At 37.3% G+C, this 13,248-nt stretch carries 9 protein-coding genes, 3 tRNA genes and 1 other RNA gene; 1 reads left to right on the forward strand and 12 read right to left on the reverse strand.

What is annotated here, in order from left to right; translation table 11 throughout:
- Positions 1–24 precede the first annotated feature (24 nt).
- The gene (locus BHF68_RS11665) at positions 25–1,881 is read left to right on the forward strand and encodes an N-acetylmuramoyl-L-alanine amidase family protein (RefSeq protein WP_069643835.1); all 1,857 of its coding nucleotides are present in this window, start codon (positions 25–27) and stop codon (positions 1,879–1,881) included.
- A gap of 106 nt (positions 1,882–1,987) precedes the next feature.
- Here the strand turns inward: BHF68_RS11665 and BHF68_RS11670 are convergent, their stop codons facing one another.
- From BHF68_RS11670 to secD, 12 genes are all read right to left on the reverse strand, one after another.
- Positions 1,988–3,718 (reverse strand): methyl-accepting chemotaxis protein, encoded by a 1,731-nt coding sequence (locus tag BHF68_RS11670; protein WP_069643836.1) that lies wholly within the window; start codon positions 3,716–3,718, stop codon positions 1,988–1,990.
- Positions 3,719–3,878: 160 nt separating this feature from the next.
- Positions 3,879–3,962: transfer RNA gene (locus BHF68_RS11675), tRNA-Leu, on the reverse strand.
- 22 nt (positions 3,963–3,984) lie between these two features.
- A tRNA-Phe gene (locus tag BHF68_RS11680) sits at positions 3,985–4,060 on the reverse strand.
- Positions 4,061–4,074: 14 nt separating this feature from the next.
- Positions 4,075–4,451, reverse strand: an RNA gene (gene rnpB, locus BHF68_RS11685) — RNase P RNA component class B.
- Positions 4,452–4,468: 17 nt separating this feature from the next.
- Positions 4,469–4,562: transfer RNA gene (locus BHF68_RS11690), tRNA-Ser, on the reverse strand.
- A gap of 67 nt (positions 4,563–4,629) precedes the next feature.
- Positions 4,630–5,265, reverse strand: coding sequence for an MBL fold metallo-hydrolase (locus tag BHF68_RS11695; RefSeq protein ID WP_069643837.1), 636 nt, complete (start codon positions 5,263–5,265; stop codon positions 4,630–4,632).
- A gap of 33 nt (positions 5,266–5,298) precedes the next feature.
- Positions 5,299–7,467, reverse strand: coding sequence for a RelA/SpoT family protein (locus BHF68_RS11700; protein WP_301553636.1), 2,169 nt, complete (start codon positions 7,465–7,467; stop codon positions 5,299–5,301).
- A gap of 82 nt (positions 7,468–7,549) precedes the next feature.
- Complete coding sequence (locus BHF68_RS11705) at positions 7,550–8,062, reverse strand: adenine phosphoribosyltransferase (protein WP_069643839.1); 513 nt, start codon at positions 8,060–8,062, stop codon at positions 7,550–7,552.
- Positions 8,063–8,097: 35 nt separating this feature from the next.
- Positions 8,098–10,287: a single-stranded-DNA-specific exonuclease RecJ gene (gene recJ, locus BHF68_RS11710; protein ID WP_069643840.1), complete on the reverse strand. Its 2,190-nt coding sequence runs from the start codon at positions 10,285–10,287 to the stop codon at positions 8,098–8,100.
- Between the two features lie 112 nt (positions 10,288–10,399).
- Positions 10,400–10,948 (reverse strand): LapA family protein, encoded by a 549-nt coding sequence (locus tag BHF68_RS11715; RefSeq protein ID WP_069643841.1) that lies wholly within the window; start codon positions 10,946–10,948, stop codon positions 10,400–10,402.
- A 130-nt stretch (positions 10,949–11,078) separates the two neighbouring features.
- Entirely contained in the window at positions 11,079–11,987 is a 909-nt protein-coding gene (secF, locus tag BHF68_RS15160; protein ID WP_084019399.1) for a protein translocase subunit SecF, read from the reverse strand.
- The gene (gene secD, locus BHF68_RS15165) at positions 11,987–13,210 is read right to left on the reverse strand and encodes a protein translocase subunit SecD (RefSeq protein WP_084019400.1); all 1,224 of its coding nucleotides are present in this window, start codon (positions 13,208–13,210) and stop codon (positions 11,987–11,989) included. The genes secF and secD overlap by 1 nt, the downstream gene beginning before the upstream one ends.
- Positions 13,211–13,248: the final 38 nt, after the last annotated feature.

A 13,248-nucleotide genomic window follows, 5' to 3' on the forward strand; every position in this document is an offset into this window, starting at 1 on the left:
AAAACAACCGAGAGGATGACTTCGATGAAGCTATACATACGGTCATTTTTTATTATGACCATTTTTATACTTTTATTTACATTCACGTATTTAGAGGCTGCAAATAAAAAACAAGCTAACATTGATGTAAATACCATAAATGTCCGTAGTGGTCCTGGCACTGAACATAATATAATTGGTACCTTACCAAAAAATTCTATACATACTATAATAGAAGAAAAAGACCGTTGGTATAAAATACCACTCAATAATCAAGAAGGCTGGATTGCTAGCTGGCTTGTAAGTGTTAAAGAACCAGTATTACAGCAAGAAACCACTTCAATACAAGTCGTAGAATCGACTGTCGCAACATTAAACGTTAGAACAGGACCTAGCTTATCCTTCCCAGTTCTTGGCACTATAAGACCAACGGAGTTTTATCCCCTAGTTGAGAAACAGGGAGAATGGTTAAAAATTCAGCTTAATTCACAGCATAGTGGCTGGGTTTCAACTAACTTTGTTCGAATAGCTAATAAAAATACCGAAGTAGTAGCTAGTAATAAATACGTTACAATAACTGCCAGTATACTTAACGTCCGAGCTGAACCAACTACCAGCGCCACCATCCTAGCTAAACTAAGCAGAGGTGAACAGGTTACACTTATTGATGTTAAAGATGGCTGGTATAAGATAACCTTTGATAATACTACAGGCTGGATTGCATCTGATTACGCACAAGAAATTGCTACTAACAACAATACAGATGCTAATACTCCAAATAATATTAACGACAATAATATGGCTGATAATAATGGTAATAACATAGACGATAATGCTAGCAATGGCACTGACCCTAGCTCTAATAATGGGGATGGAGCTAGTGACAGTATCGATGGCAATCAAGAAGAAGTAAAAGAAGTTAAGCATGCTACTGTAGACGTCAATATATTAAACGTAAGGGCAGGTCCTAATACCTCCGAGCAAATAATGGGTAAGTTATCAATGCGTGAAACAGTAGAGATTATAGAACAGCAAGGTGAATGGCTAAAAATATCTTTTAACGGCAGCGAAGGCTGGATTGCTAGCCAATTCGTAACAATCACTACTAAAAACCAATCAATAAGTCACGTTCCGCAGGTTATAATACCAAAAACAGGAATTAACATTCGCTCTGGCCCTGGCACGAACTACAGCATTATAAAAAGTGCTAATGAAGGTGATACCTTTAATATTATTAGCACACACGGCACTTGGTATGAGATTATCTTATCTAACTCTCAGAAGGGTTTTGTCGCTAGTTGGGTTGTACAAGCAGTAGGGATTGAAGGCTCCGCGAATGACCGTTCTATTGCAGGTTTACTAGCAGGAAAGACCATTGTAGTCGATCCTGGGCACGGGGGAATTGATGCAGGCGCTATCGGTTCGCATTTTAGAAGCTTAGAGAAAGATTTAACTTTGTCAACTGCTTTACTTTTAGAAAGCAAGTTAAAAGCAGCAGGAGCAAATGTCGTTATGACTAGAAACACTGATCGTTTTTTAAGCCTATCGCAACGCGTTGCAATTAGTAGTAATCATAGAGCTGATGCATTTATCAGTATCCACTACAACACAAATCATAATCCTTTAGTTAATGGTACGATAGTTTATCATTATAGCCGAAATGGCAATGATGCAGATTTCGCAAGAGTTGTACAACAGGAAATTGTTAAACATAATGGATTACAAAACCTCGGTGCTAGGCAAGGTAATTATTATGTTTTAAGGGAGAACCCTCAATTATCTATACTGGTAGAAGCAGCTTTTCTAAGTAATTATAACGATGAACTTCTATCAAGAACTAGACAATTTCAAGATCAAGTAGCAGAAGGGATTTTCCAAGGGGTCATCAGATATTTTAACTAATCTATTCTTACAAGTTATAAAAACGACGGTATTACAATCCTCTTACTCGATTGTAATACCGTCGCTTTGTTTACATTAACTGCAGACTTTACTGTATGTCATGCTACTATACTTTAAATTTCGATACTAAAGAGTTCAAATCATCTACCATATTAGATAGCATATGAGCAGAACTTGAGATTTCCTCCATGGCTGCAAGTTGTTCTTCTGCAACTGAAGCTATACTCTGAATGCTTTGCGATGTATCTTTGGCTATATTCGTTAATTCTGTCGTTGAAGCACTAACTTCTTCAGAACCAGCTGACATCTGTTCAGCCACCGCCGCCATTTCTTGAATATCATTGGCTACTCCACGAACTGATTCAATAATATCCTTGAAAACTTCTTCTAGTTCTGATATAACTTCAATTCCATCTTTAACATTTGTTTGATTCTTATTCATCGCATCAACGGCGAGCCCAGTGTTTGATTGGATGTTACCAACCAGATTATAGATTTCCTTCGTTGAATTCGAAGTCTGATCAGCTAGTTTTCGTATTTCATCTGCCACTACTGCAAATCCCTTACCCGCTTCTCCTGCTCTTGCTGCTTCAATCGCTGCATTAAGTGCTAATAGGTTCGTCTGTTCAGATATTTCTTCAATTATCTTAATGAAATTTCCGATTGCTTCAGAGTCTTTATCAAGTGTCGCTATAATACCAGATGTAGATGATGTGTCTTTTTCTATGTCAGTGATTTTGCTAATTGCTTGATTTACAGATTCCTTACCTATATTCGAGCGATCAATCATTGCACGTGCAGCATCCGCAATCGTACCTGAAGTTTCTGCTACACGCCCAATTCCATGAGCCATTTCCTCCATCGCTTTCGATGTTTCCTGTGAGCTTACGACTTGATTTTCTGTACCATCTGCAATCTGATCTATAGCAATTGACATATTATTTGTAGCATTAGTAGTTTCTTCTGCACTTTGCGATAATTCAACAGAAGCATTATTTACTTTATCTGCGTTAGCCTGAATATTAGTCAGTACCTCACTCATACTATTTTTAATCACCAGAAACACATGCCCAAGCTTACCGATTTCGTCATTTCGTCTAAGTATACCGTCTGGTATATTGTGTGTAAAATCACCTTCAGCCATCCTAGAGCCAATTTCAGTTACATCAGCAACTGGTCTAATAATCAATCTATTCGCAAACAAAAACGCCGCTAACAAACTAATAATAGTGATTCCTATAATGAACACTATATTGATACTTCTGCGCTCCGCAAATACTTCATTCACATCATTTACGTAGACTCCAGTTCCAATAATCCACTCCCAAGGTTCAAAGCCAGCAACATAAGAAATTTTCGGCTCTACCCTGTTTGTGTCATCATAATATTGCCAATGATACGGAACGTAACCAGCACCTTCTTGATTAACAACATTTACAAACTCTACAAAAAGCGCAAGTCCTTCAGTATCCTTAACTCCAGAAACATCCTGACCTTCTAAATCTGGTCTGAATGGATGCATTACTATATTTGGATGGTAGTCATTAATCCAGTAGTAATCCAGTAGTTCGTCTCCAAAACGCAATGCACGAACTGACTGTATCGCCCCCAACTGTGCTTCTTCTCTAGTTAACTCTCCACTAAGCTCTCGCTCATAATAGTATTCAAGCAACGAAACCCCAATATCTACCATATCTTTTGTCTGTATTTGTTTCTCGTTTAGTAAGTCTGATTTAATATTAGGAATTGTAAAGACAAAACTAAACAGTATAAATAAGACAATCGGTATAATTGAAATAATTGCTAACCGTCCTTTAATGCCCTTGAAAAAATCCATATTTACCACTCCTATAATTCACTAGTACTGCTATCTTTATATTATAAGAATTATACTATAATAACAAGTATAAATACTTACTTGTTATACATTAAGATTCCACCAAAAAACGTAAAAAAACCCATCTAAATTTGATGGGTTTAATAATCATATGAGGAATTGGTGCGAGGGAAGGGACTTGAACCCTCACGTCTTGCGACACAGACCCCTCAAGCCTGCGTGTCTGCCATTCCACCACCCTCGCTTATTCAAGCGAATAAAAAAAATGGTGGTTCGGGACGGAATCGAACCGCCGACACGTGGATTTTCAGTCCACTGCTCTACCGACTGAGCTACCGAACCAGATCTACAAGTATTGCTATAAGCCACGTTCTGTACCTCATTTCTGAGGTAGCAGCCATCTATCTATCAAATAACGAATTTGTCGCAAATCCATTATTCAATCCATCCGTCAGTTCTTATTCCCTCCGGATAGCTCCCTTACCATAATTTAGGTTTCTCGCAAGTGGGGTTTACCTCGTTCCACTCCTTTTGTCGCCAAAAGGACTTCGTCACTGTGGCACTTTCAGGCTATTCTGAACTCAGTGAGTCCATTTCACCGCCGTCAGCACTTTCATACTGCCCTGACTTATTTTTTCGTCAGGCACCCAAACTCTAAGCATCACAGCTTAGGCGAGCGTGGACTTTCCTCAACACTACACTTTTCAATGTAGTACTGCGACTGCTCACAATACTCGTATAGATATACCTTGGCGGAGTGAGAGGGATTCGAACCCTCGATACGACTATAAATCGTATACTCGCTTAGCAGGCGAGCGCCTTCAGCCGACTCGGCCATCACTCCATCAAGCACTAAATAAATAGCGACAAGATATAGTTTATCATATTCAGAAGCAATTTGCAATAGATTTTTAGAAGACCCTTGAAGAAATGTATGGATTATGCTTCATTTCATGTTCAATTGTAGTATCTTCGTTATGTCCAGGATATACTAGTGTGTCCTTTGGTAACTCTAACAGCTTTTCTTGAATTGATGTCATTAATTGTCTCATTGAGCCGCCAGGAAAATCTGTCCGACCTACCGAACCTGCGAAAAGAGTATCACCACTAAACAGTCTATTATCAATGTAATAGCATACTCCACCTGGAGTATGTCCAGGAGTATGTAATACCTTCACTTGCATATTACCAACCTCTATAACTTCTCCGTCTTGTAAAATCTTTTCAGCTGGCTTAAAGCTATAGCCTGCTCCCATGTAAGTTGAAAGATTATCATTAGCTTCTGTTAATTTGTTCTGGTCCTGCTCGTGAATACATACACTTGCTCCAGTATGCTTACGAAGTTCATCAATACCCAGAATATGATCGAAATGCCCGTGAGTTAGTAGTATGTGCGTTACCTTAATGTTATCTTCTTCTATAGTTTGGATGATTTGATTTAGCTCTAATCCTCCAGGGTCAACTATAAACCCTTCCGAGTTTTTTTCCTTTGCTACAATATAACAATTTGCCTCAACTGGACCAATAGGAAACTTATGGATAATCATATCCCTTCACCCTTTCAATTGTTTAATAGTCTGTTACTGCATAACTCTTCTAACTGAGTATACATCGCGCACTTTTTTAATTCTTTCTACTATTGTTCGCAGATGTTCTACATTTCGAATTGATATTGTAAGGTGCATAATTGCTCGCTTATTTCTATCGCCTTTACCAGAAGCAGCGTTTATATCTGTCTTTGTTTCTGATACTGCTTGCATAACCTCATTTAAAATCATAGGTCTATCTAAACCAATAATCTCCAAATCCACCGTGTAAGATGATTCTGTTTCACTTTCCCACTCTACGGGTATTATGCGTTCTTGATGTTCATCATTTTTAACGTTTGCACAATCTGTGCGATGTACAGAAACTCCTCGTCCTTTGGTAATATAACCGATAATGTCATCACCTGGAACTGGGCTACAGCATTTCGAAAAACGTACTAATAAGTTATCTACACCTTTTACACGTACTCCATGTGGCTGCTTTTTCCGTTTCTTAAACATTGCTTGCGATTTACTATTATCAACAATTGCGGTTATAGAGTCTTCCTTCGCCTGTTCATGCCGTTGCTTTTCAGTTAGCCTCATAGCAACTTGTTGAGCACTAATACCATTATAGCCAATAGCCGCAAACAAATCCTGATCTGTAGCGAAATTGAATTTTCTACTAATATCAGCCAACTGCTGACTAGTTAAAAATTGACCTGGCTCAAAACCAAGCTTTTTTATTTCCTTCTCTAACAGTTCCTTACCCTTATGGATATTTTCATCACGCTTTTGTTTTTTGTACCACTGACGGATTTTCGCCTTAGCTTGGCTTGACTGTGCAATTTTAAGCCAATCGCGGCTAGGACCAAAGCTTTGTTTCGATGTCAAAATTTCAATAATATCCCCTGTTTTCAATCGATAATCTAATGGTACGATTCGTCCATTAACCTTAGCTCCTACAGTCGCGTTCCCTACATCGGTATGCACACGATAAGCAAAATCGATCGGCACGGACCCCACAGGTAATTCAAATACATCGCCCTTTGGCGTAAACACAAACACATCATCAGCATATAGGTCTAGCTTTATGTTCTCTACGAATTCGTTAGCATCACTCAAATCCTGCTGTAAATCCAATAGCTCTTTAAACCAAGCTATTTTCTGCTCTAAATTGCTACTTTGAATCTTTTTATTTTCCTTATACGCCCAATGAGCAGCAATCCCAAATTCTGCTGTATGGTGCATATCCCATGTGCGAATTTGAATTTCAAAAGGCTTACCCTGTGGTCCAACTACTGTCGTATGTAGTGATTGGTACATATTAACCTTAGGCATTGCAATATAGTCTTTAAACCTTCCTGGCATGGGCTTCCATATAGTATGCACGACACCTAAAACTGCATAACAATCCTTAATATTATCTACAATGACGCGCACAGCAAGTAAATCATAGATTTCATCAAAGCGTTTATTTTGATTTACCATTTTCCGATGAATACTATATATATGCTTAGGCCGCCCAGATATATCTGCTTCAATCTCCATTTGTTCTAGACGAGATTTCAAATCGCTTTTTATTGTTTCTATGAAGTTTTCTCTATCCTTACGCTTTTGTGTCATAAGGTTCACTATCTTATAATATTGACTAGGCTCTAAATATCGAAACGAAATATCTTCGAGCTCCCATTTAATAGTCGATATACCTAATCGATGGGCTAAAGGCGCAAAAATCTCTAATGTTTCTCTGGCTATGCGCTTCTGTTTTTCTGGCGGCAACGGCTTTAACGTACGAATATTATTCAGGCGATCAGCTAATTTTATTAATAAAACCCGAATGTCCTTCGCCATCGCTAATAGCATCTTACGTAAATTCTCGGCCTGTTGCTCCTCTTTCGAGCGGAACTTGATTTTAGATAATTTAGTAACACTATCGACTAGAATAGCTACTTCTTTACCAAACTTCTTCTCTATATCCTCTAGTGTAGTAGGTGTATCCTCAACTACATCATGTAATAAAGCTGCCATTATTGCTTCTGCATCTAATTTTAATTCTGCAGTAATAATAGCTACTTCAACTGGGTGCACAATATAGTCTTCACCAGAAATTCGCTTCTGACCTTCGTGAGCTTGTGCCGCTTCTTCATATGCTAATTTTATTCTTTCTATATCATTTGCTTGGTAGTCCTTTATTTTGTCTAACAGGGCCTCAAAGCTCATGGGATTACTCACCTATTTCTAAAAAATAACTTTCATATAAATATTACTCTACATTGTAGCATGCATAGTGCTAGTTGCAAAATTAATATTTTAAAATACTATAGATATCGTATTGATCAATCTTGCTTCTTCCCTCTAAAAATGTAAGCTCAATCAAAAAAGCAATTCCTACTACTTCTCCTCCAAGATTTTCTACAAGTTTAGCTGCTGATTGCACTGTACCACCTGTTGCTAATAAATCATCACAGATAACTACTCTTTGACCAGGCTGAATTGCATCCTTGTGTATCTCTAATGCGTCACTTCCATATTCAAGACTATATTCCACGCGTTCCGTCTCTGCTGGCAGTTTCCCAGGTTTTCTTACAGGTACAAATCCAGCTCCAGTATTATATGCTACTGGTGTGCCAAGAATAAAGCCCCTTGACTCAGGTCCAATAATTATATCTGCTTGTTTGCTTTTGCAGAATTCTGTAATTTTATCTATTGTATATCTTAGTGCTTCACCATCCTTTAACAGGGTGGTAATGTCTTTAAATTGAACACCTTCTATAGGGTAATCAGGAATGTTTCTTATTTTTTCATGTAGATTCATTGTAATCTCCTCCATTTAATAATTCATGTGCTTTTTTAATAATTCATGTGCTTTTTAAACATCATCGATTTGCGAAGCATTTCTAAGTAAAACTTCGATTCCTCTAACTTTCTTTTTTGAGGATTCGCAGACAGTTTTATTTCGGCATTCTTTATGGCTATAAACTCAAGTTCTTCAAAAACAGCTAATATATAATTGCAGAATTCCTCAGCTATCCCTAGCTTTGCACATTTATCTATCAAATTCCCCTTCTCAACCAGTTGCTCGCTAGCAATAATTTTGTACACTGTGGAGAATTCTTCTCTATTAGGTTGTCGATACGATTTTTGTAGCAATTGTTCAACCTTAGTGTCTACTATGATTACGTATATACACTTGTGCTGTAACGGATTTACATATACTTTCTCTGTATAAATTTCTGTACATAATTTTAAAATCTGTTGTTCTTGCATACTGCTTGTTGAAATACATTGGACATTAAAGAAATGCTCCTGTAGAACCTTTGTAATCTTCTTAGCTTGTTCTTCAGATTCTGCAAATTGGATTGGAGATACTACACTGTCTTGCAAATTCAACTGTGGATTTTGCTTATCTTTCCAGCAGTTAATTGATAAATCTCCTAATAATTCAAATCTAAGGTCAGCTAATATTTCAGTATTTTCTATACTACTTATTTTGTCAGTCCAACGAAACCCAATAACATCTAGTTTATAGTGTCCTGCTCCAAAGGTAAACTTTATATGATTATTCTCTTTACCAATAGTTCGAAGACCAATACATTTCGCTCCACTAACGACGACCTTTGGCTGTGCATGTCCCATACCAAAAGGCGCTAGCTGCTCCACAGTACTAATCTCTGTTTGTTGTATTACAACCTCTGGTATTGTCAGTACTATATCTGTAGCTACTGTTGGCAAATAATCTTCTTCACTTAACTGATTTCCAGCAAGCTCATTTAGTTTATTTCGAAGCATTGGAATATTCTCAGCTTGAATAGTCAACCCTGCTGCCATAGCATGTCCACCATATTTGTCTAATAAAGATTCACACCCTTGTAGAGCGTTAAACATATGGAAACCCTCTATGCTACGGGCAGAGCCTTTGCCAATACCATCTTCTAAGGAAATTAAAATGACTGGTCGATAATAGGTTTCTATAATTCTTGAAGCAACAATACCTATTACACCATGGTTCCAATTTTCATTAGCTAACACTATTACGTTATTATTCTTTAAATATTGATCTTCTGCTAGCAGTATCTCCTCAACCTGTCGGTAGGTATCGTCCACTAGAGCTTGACGCTTTTCATTAATATTATGTAGCTTTTCTGCAATCAAAAGGGCTTTGTCTAGCTCTTCTGAAATAAGTAAGTCTACAGAATCTGTTGCTGTTTCCAGCCTGCCACTCGCGTTAATTCGTGGTCCTAATTGGAAGCCTAGATGTCCGCTAGTTATAGTCTTATTGTTTAGATTTGTGACCTGTATTAAGGCACTCATTCCAACGGACGGCTGTTGGTTCAACTTTTGCAATCCCAAAGCTACCAAAATACGATTTTCCCCAACTAAAGGTACTAAATCAGCTACAGTTCCTAATGCTACAATGTCTATATAATCGATAGGAAGTTGCCCTAATAATGCTGTAGCAAGCTTGCAGGCAACACCAACACCAGCTAGACTTGCTTCTGGGTACTCACAGGGTGCGTATTTGGGATTTAAAATACAGTAGGCATCAGGTATTTCTACAAGTGGCTCATGGTGATCAGTTATAATAACATCAATTTGCTGTTGGTTGGCAAATTCTATTTCTGTAATTGCCGATATACCTGTATCAACAGTTATTATTAGGGATATACCATTAACCTTTGCCTTCTTAATAGCTTCTATATGTAATCCATAGCCCTCTTCAAATCGGTTTGGAATGTAATACGATACTTTAGCTCCTAAATCTTTCAGAATTAAATATAATAAGCTAGTGGCTGTAACTCCGTCAGCATCATAATCTCCATAAATTAAAATATGTTCCTGCTTTTCTATCGCAATCTGGATACGACTTACAGCCTTCTTCATACCTTTCATCAAGTAAGGAGATAGAAGCTTTTCCTCAGATACCGTGATAAAATCATCTACAGGTATAGTGTAGCCTCGTTCCCGCAAAATGTATTCAGCCATTGAACCATCTTGATAGTAGGTGTCAGGTAATCTCCATTTTTTCCTGCTGTTTAACACAATATCACTACCCTTCAACCTTTACATTATAATATAAATAACCAATAAAGTAAGCCCTCAAAGAAAAGAAATAGAGCCTAATGGCTCTAGCTCAAATTAATAACTCGACTCTTTATTTGGACTCTTCCTCAAGCTCTATAATATTTTTGTTATCTCTTTTTTGTTTCATATCTGTATCCTGTGACCATCCATCTAACTTATCACCGGAATCCATTTCTAGGTTATCCCATGAATCTACACCTTGAGCAGCATCCACGTTAACATCTAAGCTAGTATCCATCTTTACATTTTGTTTTTCATTTGATTTTTCATTTAATCCTTCATTTGGCATTTCATCATGTCTTTCATCTGATTTTCCATTTAGTTCATCATCTACTCCATCGTCTTGTTTTAGTTTATTTTCTAAAAAAACCACCTGAGCTTCGAGTGTTTCTACTTCTTCCTCAAGCTTTTTTATTTTTCGATAACTTGCAATTTGGTTGGCAACATTAAACGAAGCAATGATAATCGCCCCAGCTAAAGTAGCTCCAATGATAACCAGTACCAAAGGAATAGATGCTTCTCCAAACAAGAAATTAACCGTTATGGTATCCATATTAGCAACTGCAAATGCTGCAATTACTAACGCAAAAGCAAGTGCTAAAATTATACTCCACTGCATAAACGTCAGCTCCCTATGATAAAAAAAATTTATAATATATTACATTCGACTTATAGGCGATTGTTTCCTTCATAATTATTAAAAAACCGCGAATAATTAAATTCGCGGTCTCATAGATAATAATATTTATTTAGGAAGCTTGCTTAGCCTTCATTGCCCTAAAATCGCGTACTTTCCACGCTAGCCATACCTGTGCAGCTAAGAAAATTGAAGAGTAAGCACCTGCAACAAGTCCAAATGTTAACGCTAGTGAAAACTCACGCAGACTTTCACCACCAAATATTACCAAAGCCACGGCACCAAACAATACTGTTAATACAGTATTAATTGAACGTGTCATTGTCTGCATTAAGCTATCGTTAGCTACTTTTTCTAAATCACTTTCAGACTTAATTTTTGCAAACTTCATATTTTCACGAATACGGTCAAATACAACAATCGTGTCATTGATAGAATAACCTATAATTGTAAGTACAGCAGCTATGAACGGTAAGTTCACCTCTAGCTGAAGGATTGAGAATAACGTAATAACGAAGAAAGCATCGTGCAGTAAAGCCAAAATACCAGCAACTGCAAAGCGATATTCAAACCTAAATGATACGTACAATATGATAAATAGCGATGCAATAATAACTGAATATATAGCCTTCTGAGCTAACTCTTCTCCTACCTGCGGAGAAACACTACTCTCTTCTATATCATAAAAATTAGGAAAGCGTTCATTAAATGCTGCTCTAATTTCTGGTAGCATCGCATGGTCTACCGTTGTATCAAACCTGGCAATGGCTATGTCATTAGCTTCTCCTGCAGCCCGAACCACACTTGGCTCTAAGCCAAGCTGATTATATATATCATATATCTCTTGACTATCAAAGCTCTCACCTAGATATGCAGCTATACGAGATCCACTAACAAAGTCAACACCAAGGTTTAACCCTTGTATCATTAACGAAGCAAAGCCAATAAGAACAATCACCAATGCAACAATAAAGTACTTTTTCCGATGTGAAACGAGGTCATAATTCCATTCCCAACGCATTATTTCAATTCTCCTCCTTTCGCCCCAAAAAGCTCTGTCTTCTTAATCAAGTTACTCTGGGCAAGGAGCAATAACAACCATCTAGACGCTAAAACTGCCGTCAATAAACTAACAACAATACTCATAATTAAAGTTACTGCAAACCCTTTAATTGGACCTGTACCAAATACAAATAAAATAGATGCTGCTAAAATCGTTGTAATATTAGCGTCTAATATTGTAGATAGGGACTTCTTAGATCCAGAAATAACAGACGATAAAATAGTTTTACCGTTTCGGATTTCTTCTTTAACCCTTTCATAGGTAATAATATTAGCATCAACTGCCATACCGATACCTAAAATAAGTGCAGCAATCCCTGGTAATGTTAACGTGAATTCTAAGATTACAAATAAGTTCACAATAATAAGCATATATGCAAATAAAGATATAACAGCAACAACACCTGGAATTCTATAAAAGAAAATCATATATAAAACAATTAAAATAGAACCAATAGTTACAGATGTAACACCCTTTTCTAGTGCAATCTGTCCTAAGGACGCACCAACACTAGTAGAGTTAATTTCTTCAAGTTCTAAAGGAAGTGCCCCTGAGTTTAAAAGAAGTGCTAATCTATTAGCCTCTGCAACAGTATCCATACCAGTGATAACTGCACTACCATCGGTAATAACAGCTTGTACAACTGGATTACTTATTATTTCACCATCTAGAACAATAGCAACTGGTTGTCCTATATATGTGCGAGTTACTTCTGCAAATAATCTAGGATTCTCAAAAGTTATTGAAACGTTAGGTCTACCTATTTCATCTGGAACATACCTTGCATTACTGCGTATATCATTACCAGTCATTACAACCTGTCCATCTGGCGCAATAAATTCTAGCTTAGCTGTTGTTCCAATTATTGCACGAGCCTCATCCTGGTTCTCAACCCCAGCTAGCTGTACACGTATACGATTATTAGCTTCAATATCAATGCTTGGTTCTGCTACACCTAATCTATCTATACGCTCTTGGATAGCTTGAACCGTACTTTGTAAAATCTCTCTCGTTACCTCAGTATCTTCAGTGGCAACAGCTTGATATAAAACCTCAAAACCGCCCTGTAAATCAAGACCTAAAGTAATTCTCTGCGCCTTTTCTGGTGCATCAATTACAGTAAGACTAATTATGAGAATGGTCGCTATTGCAAAGATAACAACCTTATTCCACTTAACCATTGTTTTTGTATCCTCCTTAAAAATTCAATAGAACTATT

Origin of the sequence: Desulfuribacillus alkaliarsenatis, from assembly GCF_001730225.1 — a bacterium.
GTDB lineage: Bacteria > Bacillota > Bacilli > Desulfuribacillales > Desulfuribacillaceae > Desulfuribacillus > Desulfuribacillus alkaliarsenatis.

What these genes read in the sequence shown, in the direction of transcription:
- BHF68_RS11665 (WP_069643835.1), top strand. Translation starts at nt 25, where the DNA reads ATGAAGCTATACATACGGTCATTTTTTATTATGACCATTTTTATACTT.
- BHF68_RS11670 (WP_069643836.1), bottom strand. Translation starts at nt 3,718, where the DNA reads ATGGATTTTTTCAAGGGCATTAAAGGACGGTTAGCAATTATTTCAATT.
- BHF68_RS11695 (WP_069643837.1), bottom strand. Translation starts at nt 5,265, where the DNA reads ATGATTATCCATAAGTTTCCTATTGGTCCAGTTGAGGCAAATTGTTAT.
- BHF68_RS11700 (WP_301553636.1), bottom strand. Translation starts at nt 7,467, where the DNA reads ATGAGCTTTGAGGCCCTGTTAGACAAAATAAAGGACTACCAAGCAAAT.
- BHF68_RS11705 (WP_069643839.1), bottom strand. Translation starts at nt 8,062, where the DNA reads ATGAATCTACATGAAAAAATAAGAAACATTCCTGATTACCCTATAGAA.
- BHF68_RS11715 (WP_069643841.1), bottom strand. Translation starts at nt 10,948, where the DNA reads ATGCAGTGGAGTATAATTTTAGCACTTGCTTTTGCGTTAGTAATTGCA.
- secF (WP_084019399.1), bottom strand. Translation starts at nt 11,987, where the DNA reads ATGCGTTGGGAATGGAATTATGACCTCGTTTCACATCGGAAAAAGTAC.
- secD (WP_084019400.1), bottom strand. Translation starts at nt 13,210, where the DNA reads ATGGTTAAGTGGAATAAGGTTGTTATCTTTGCAATAGCGACCATTCTC.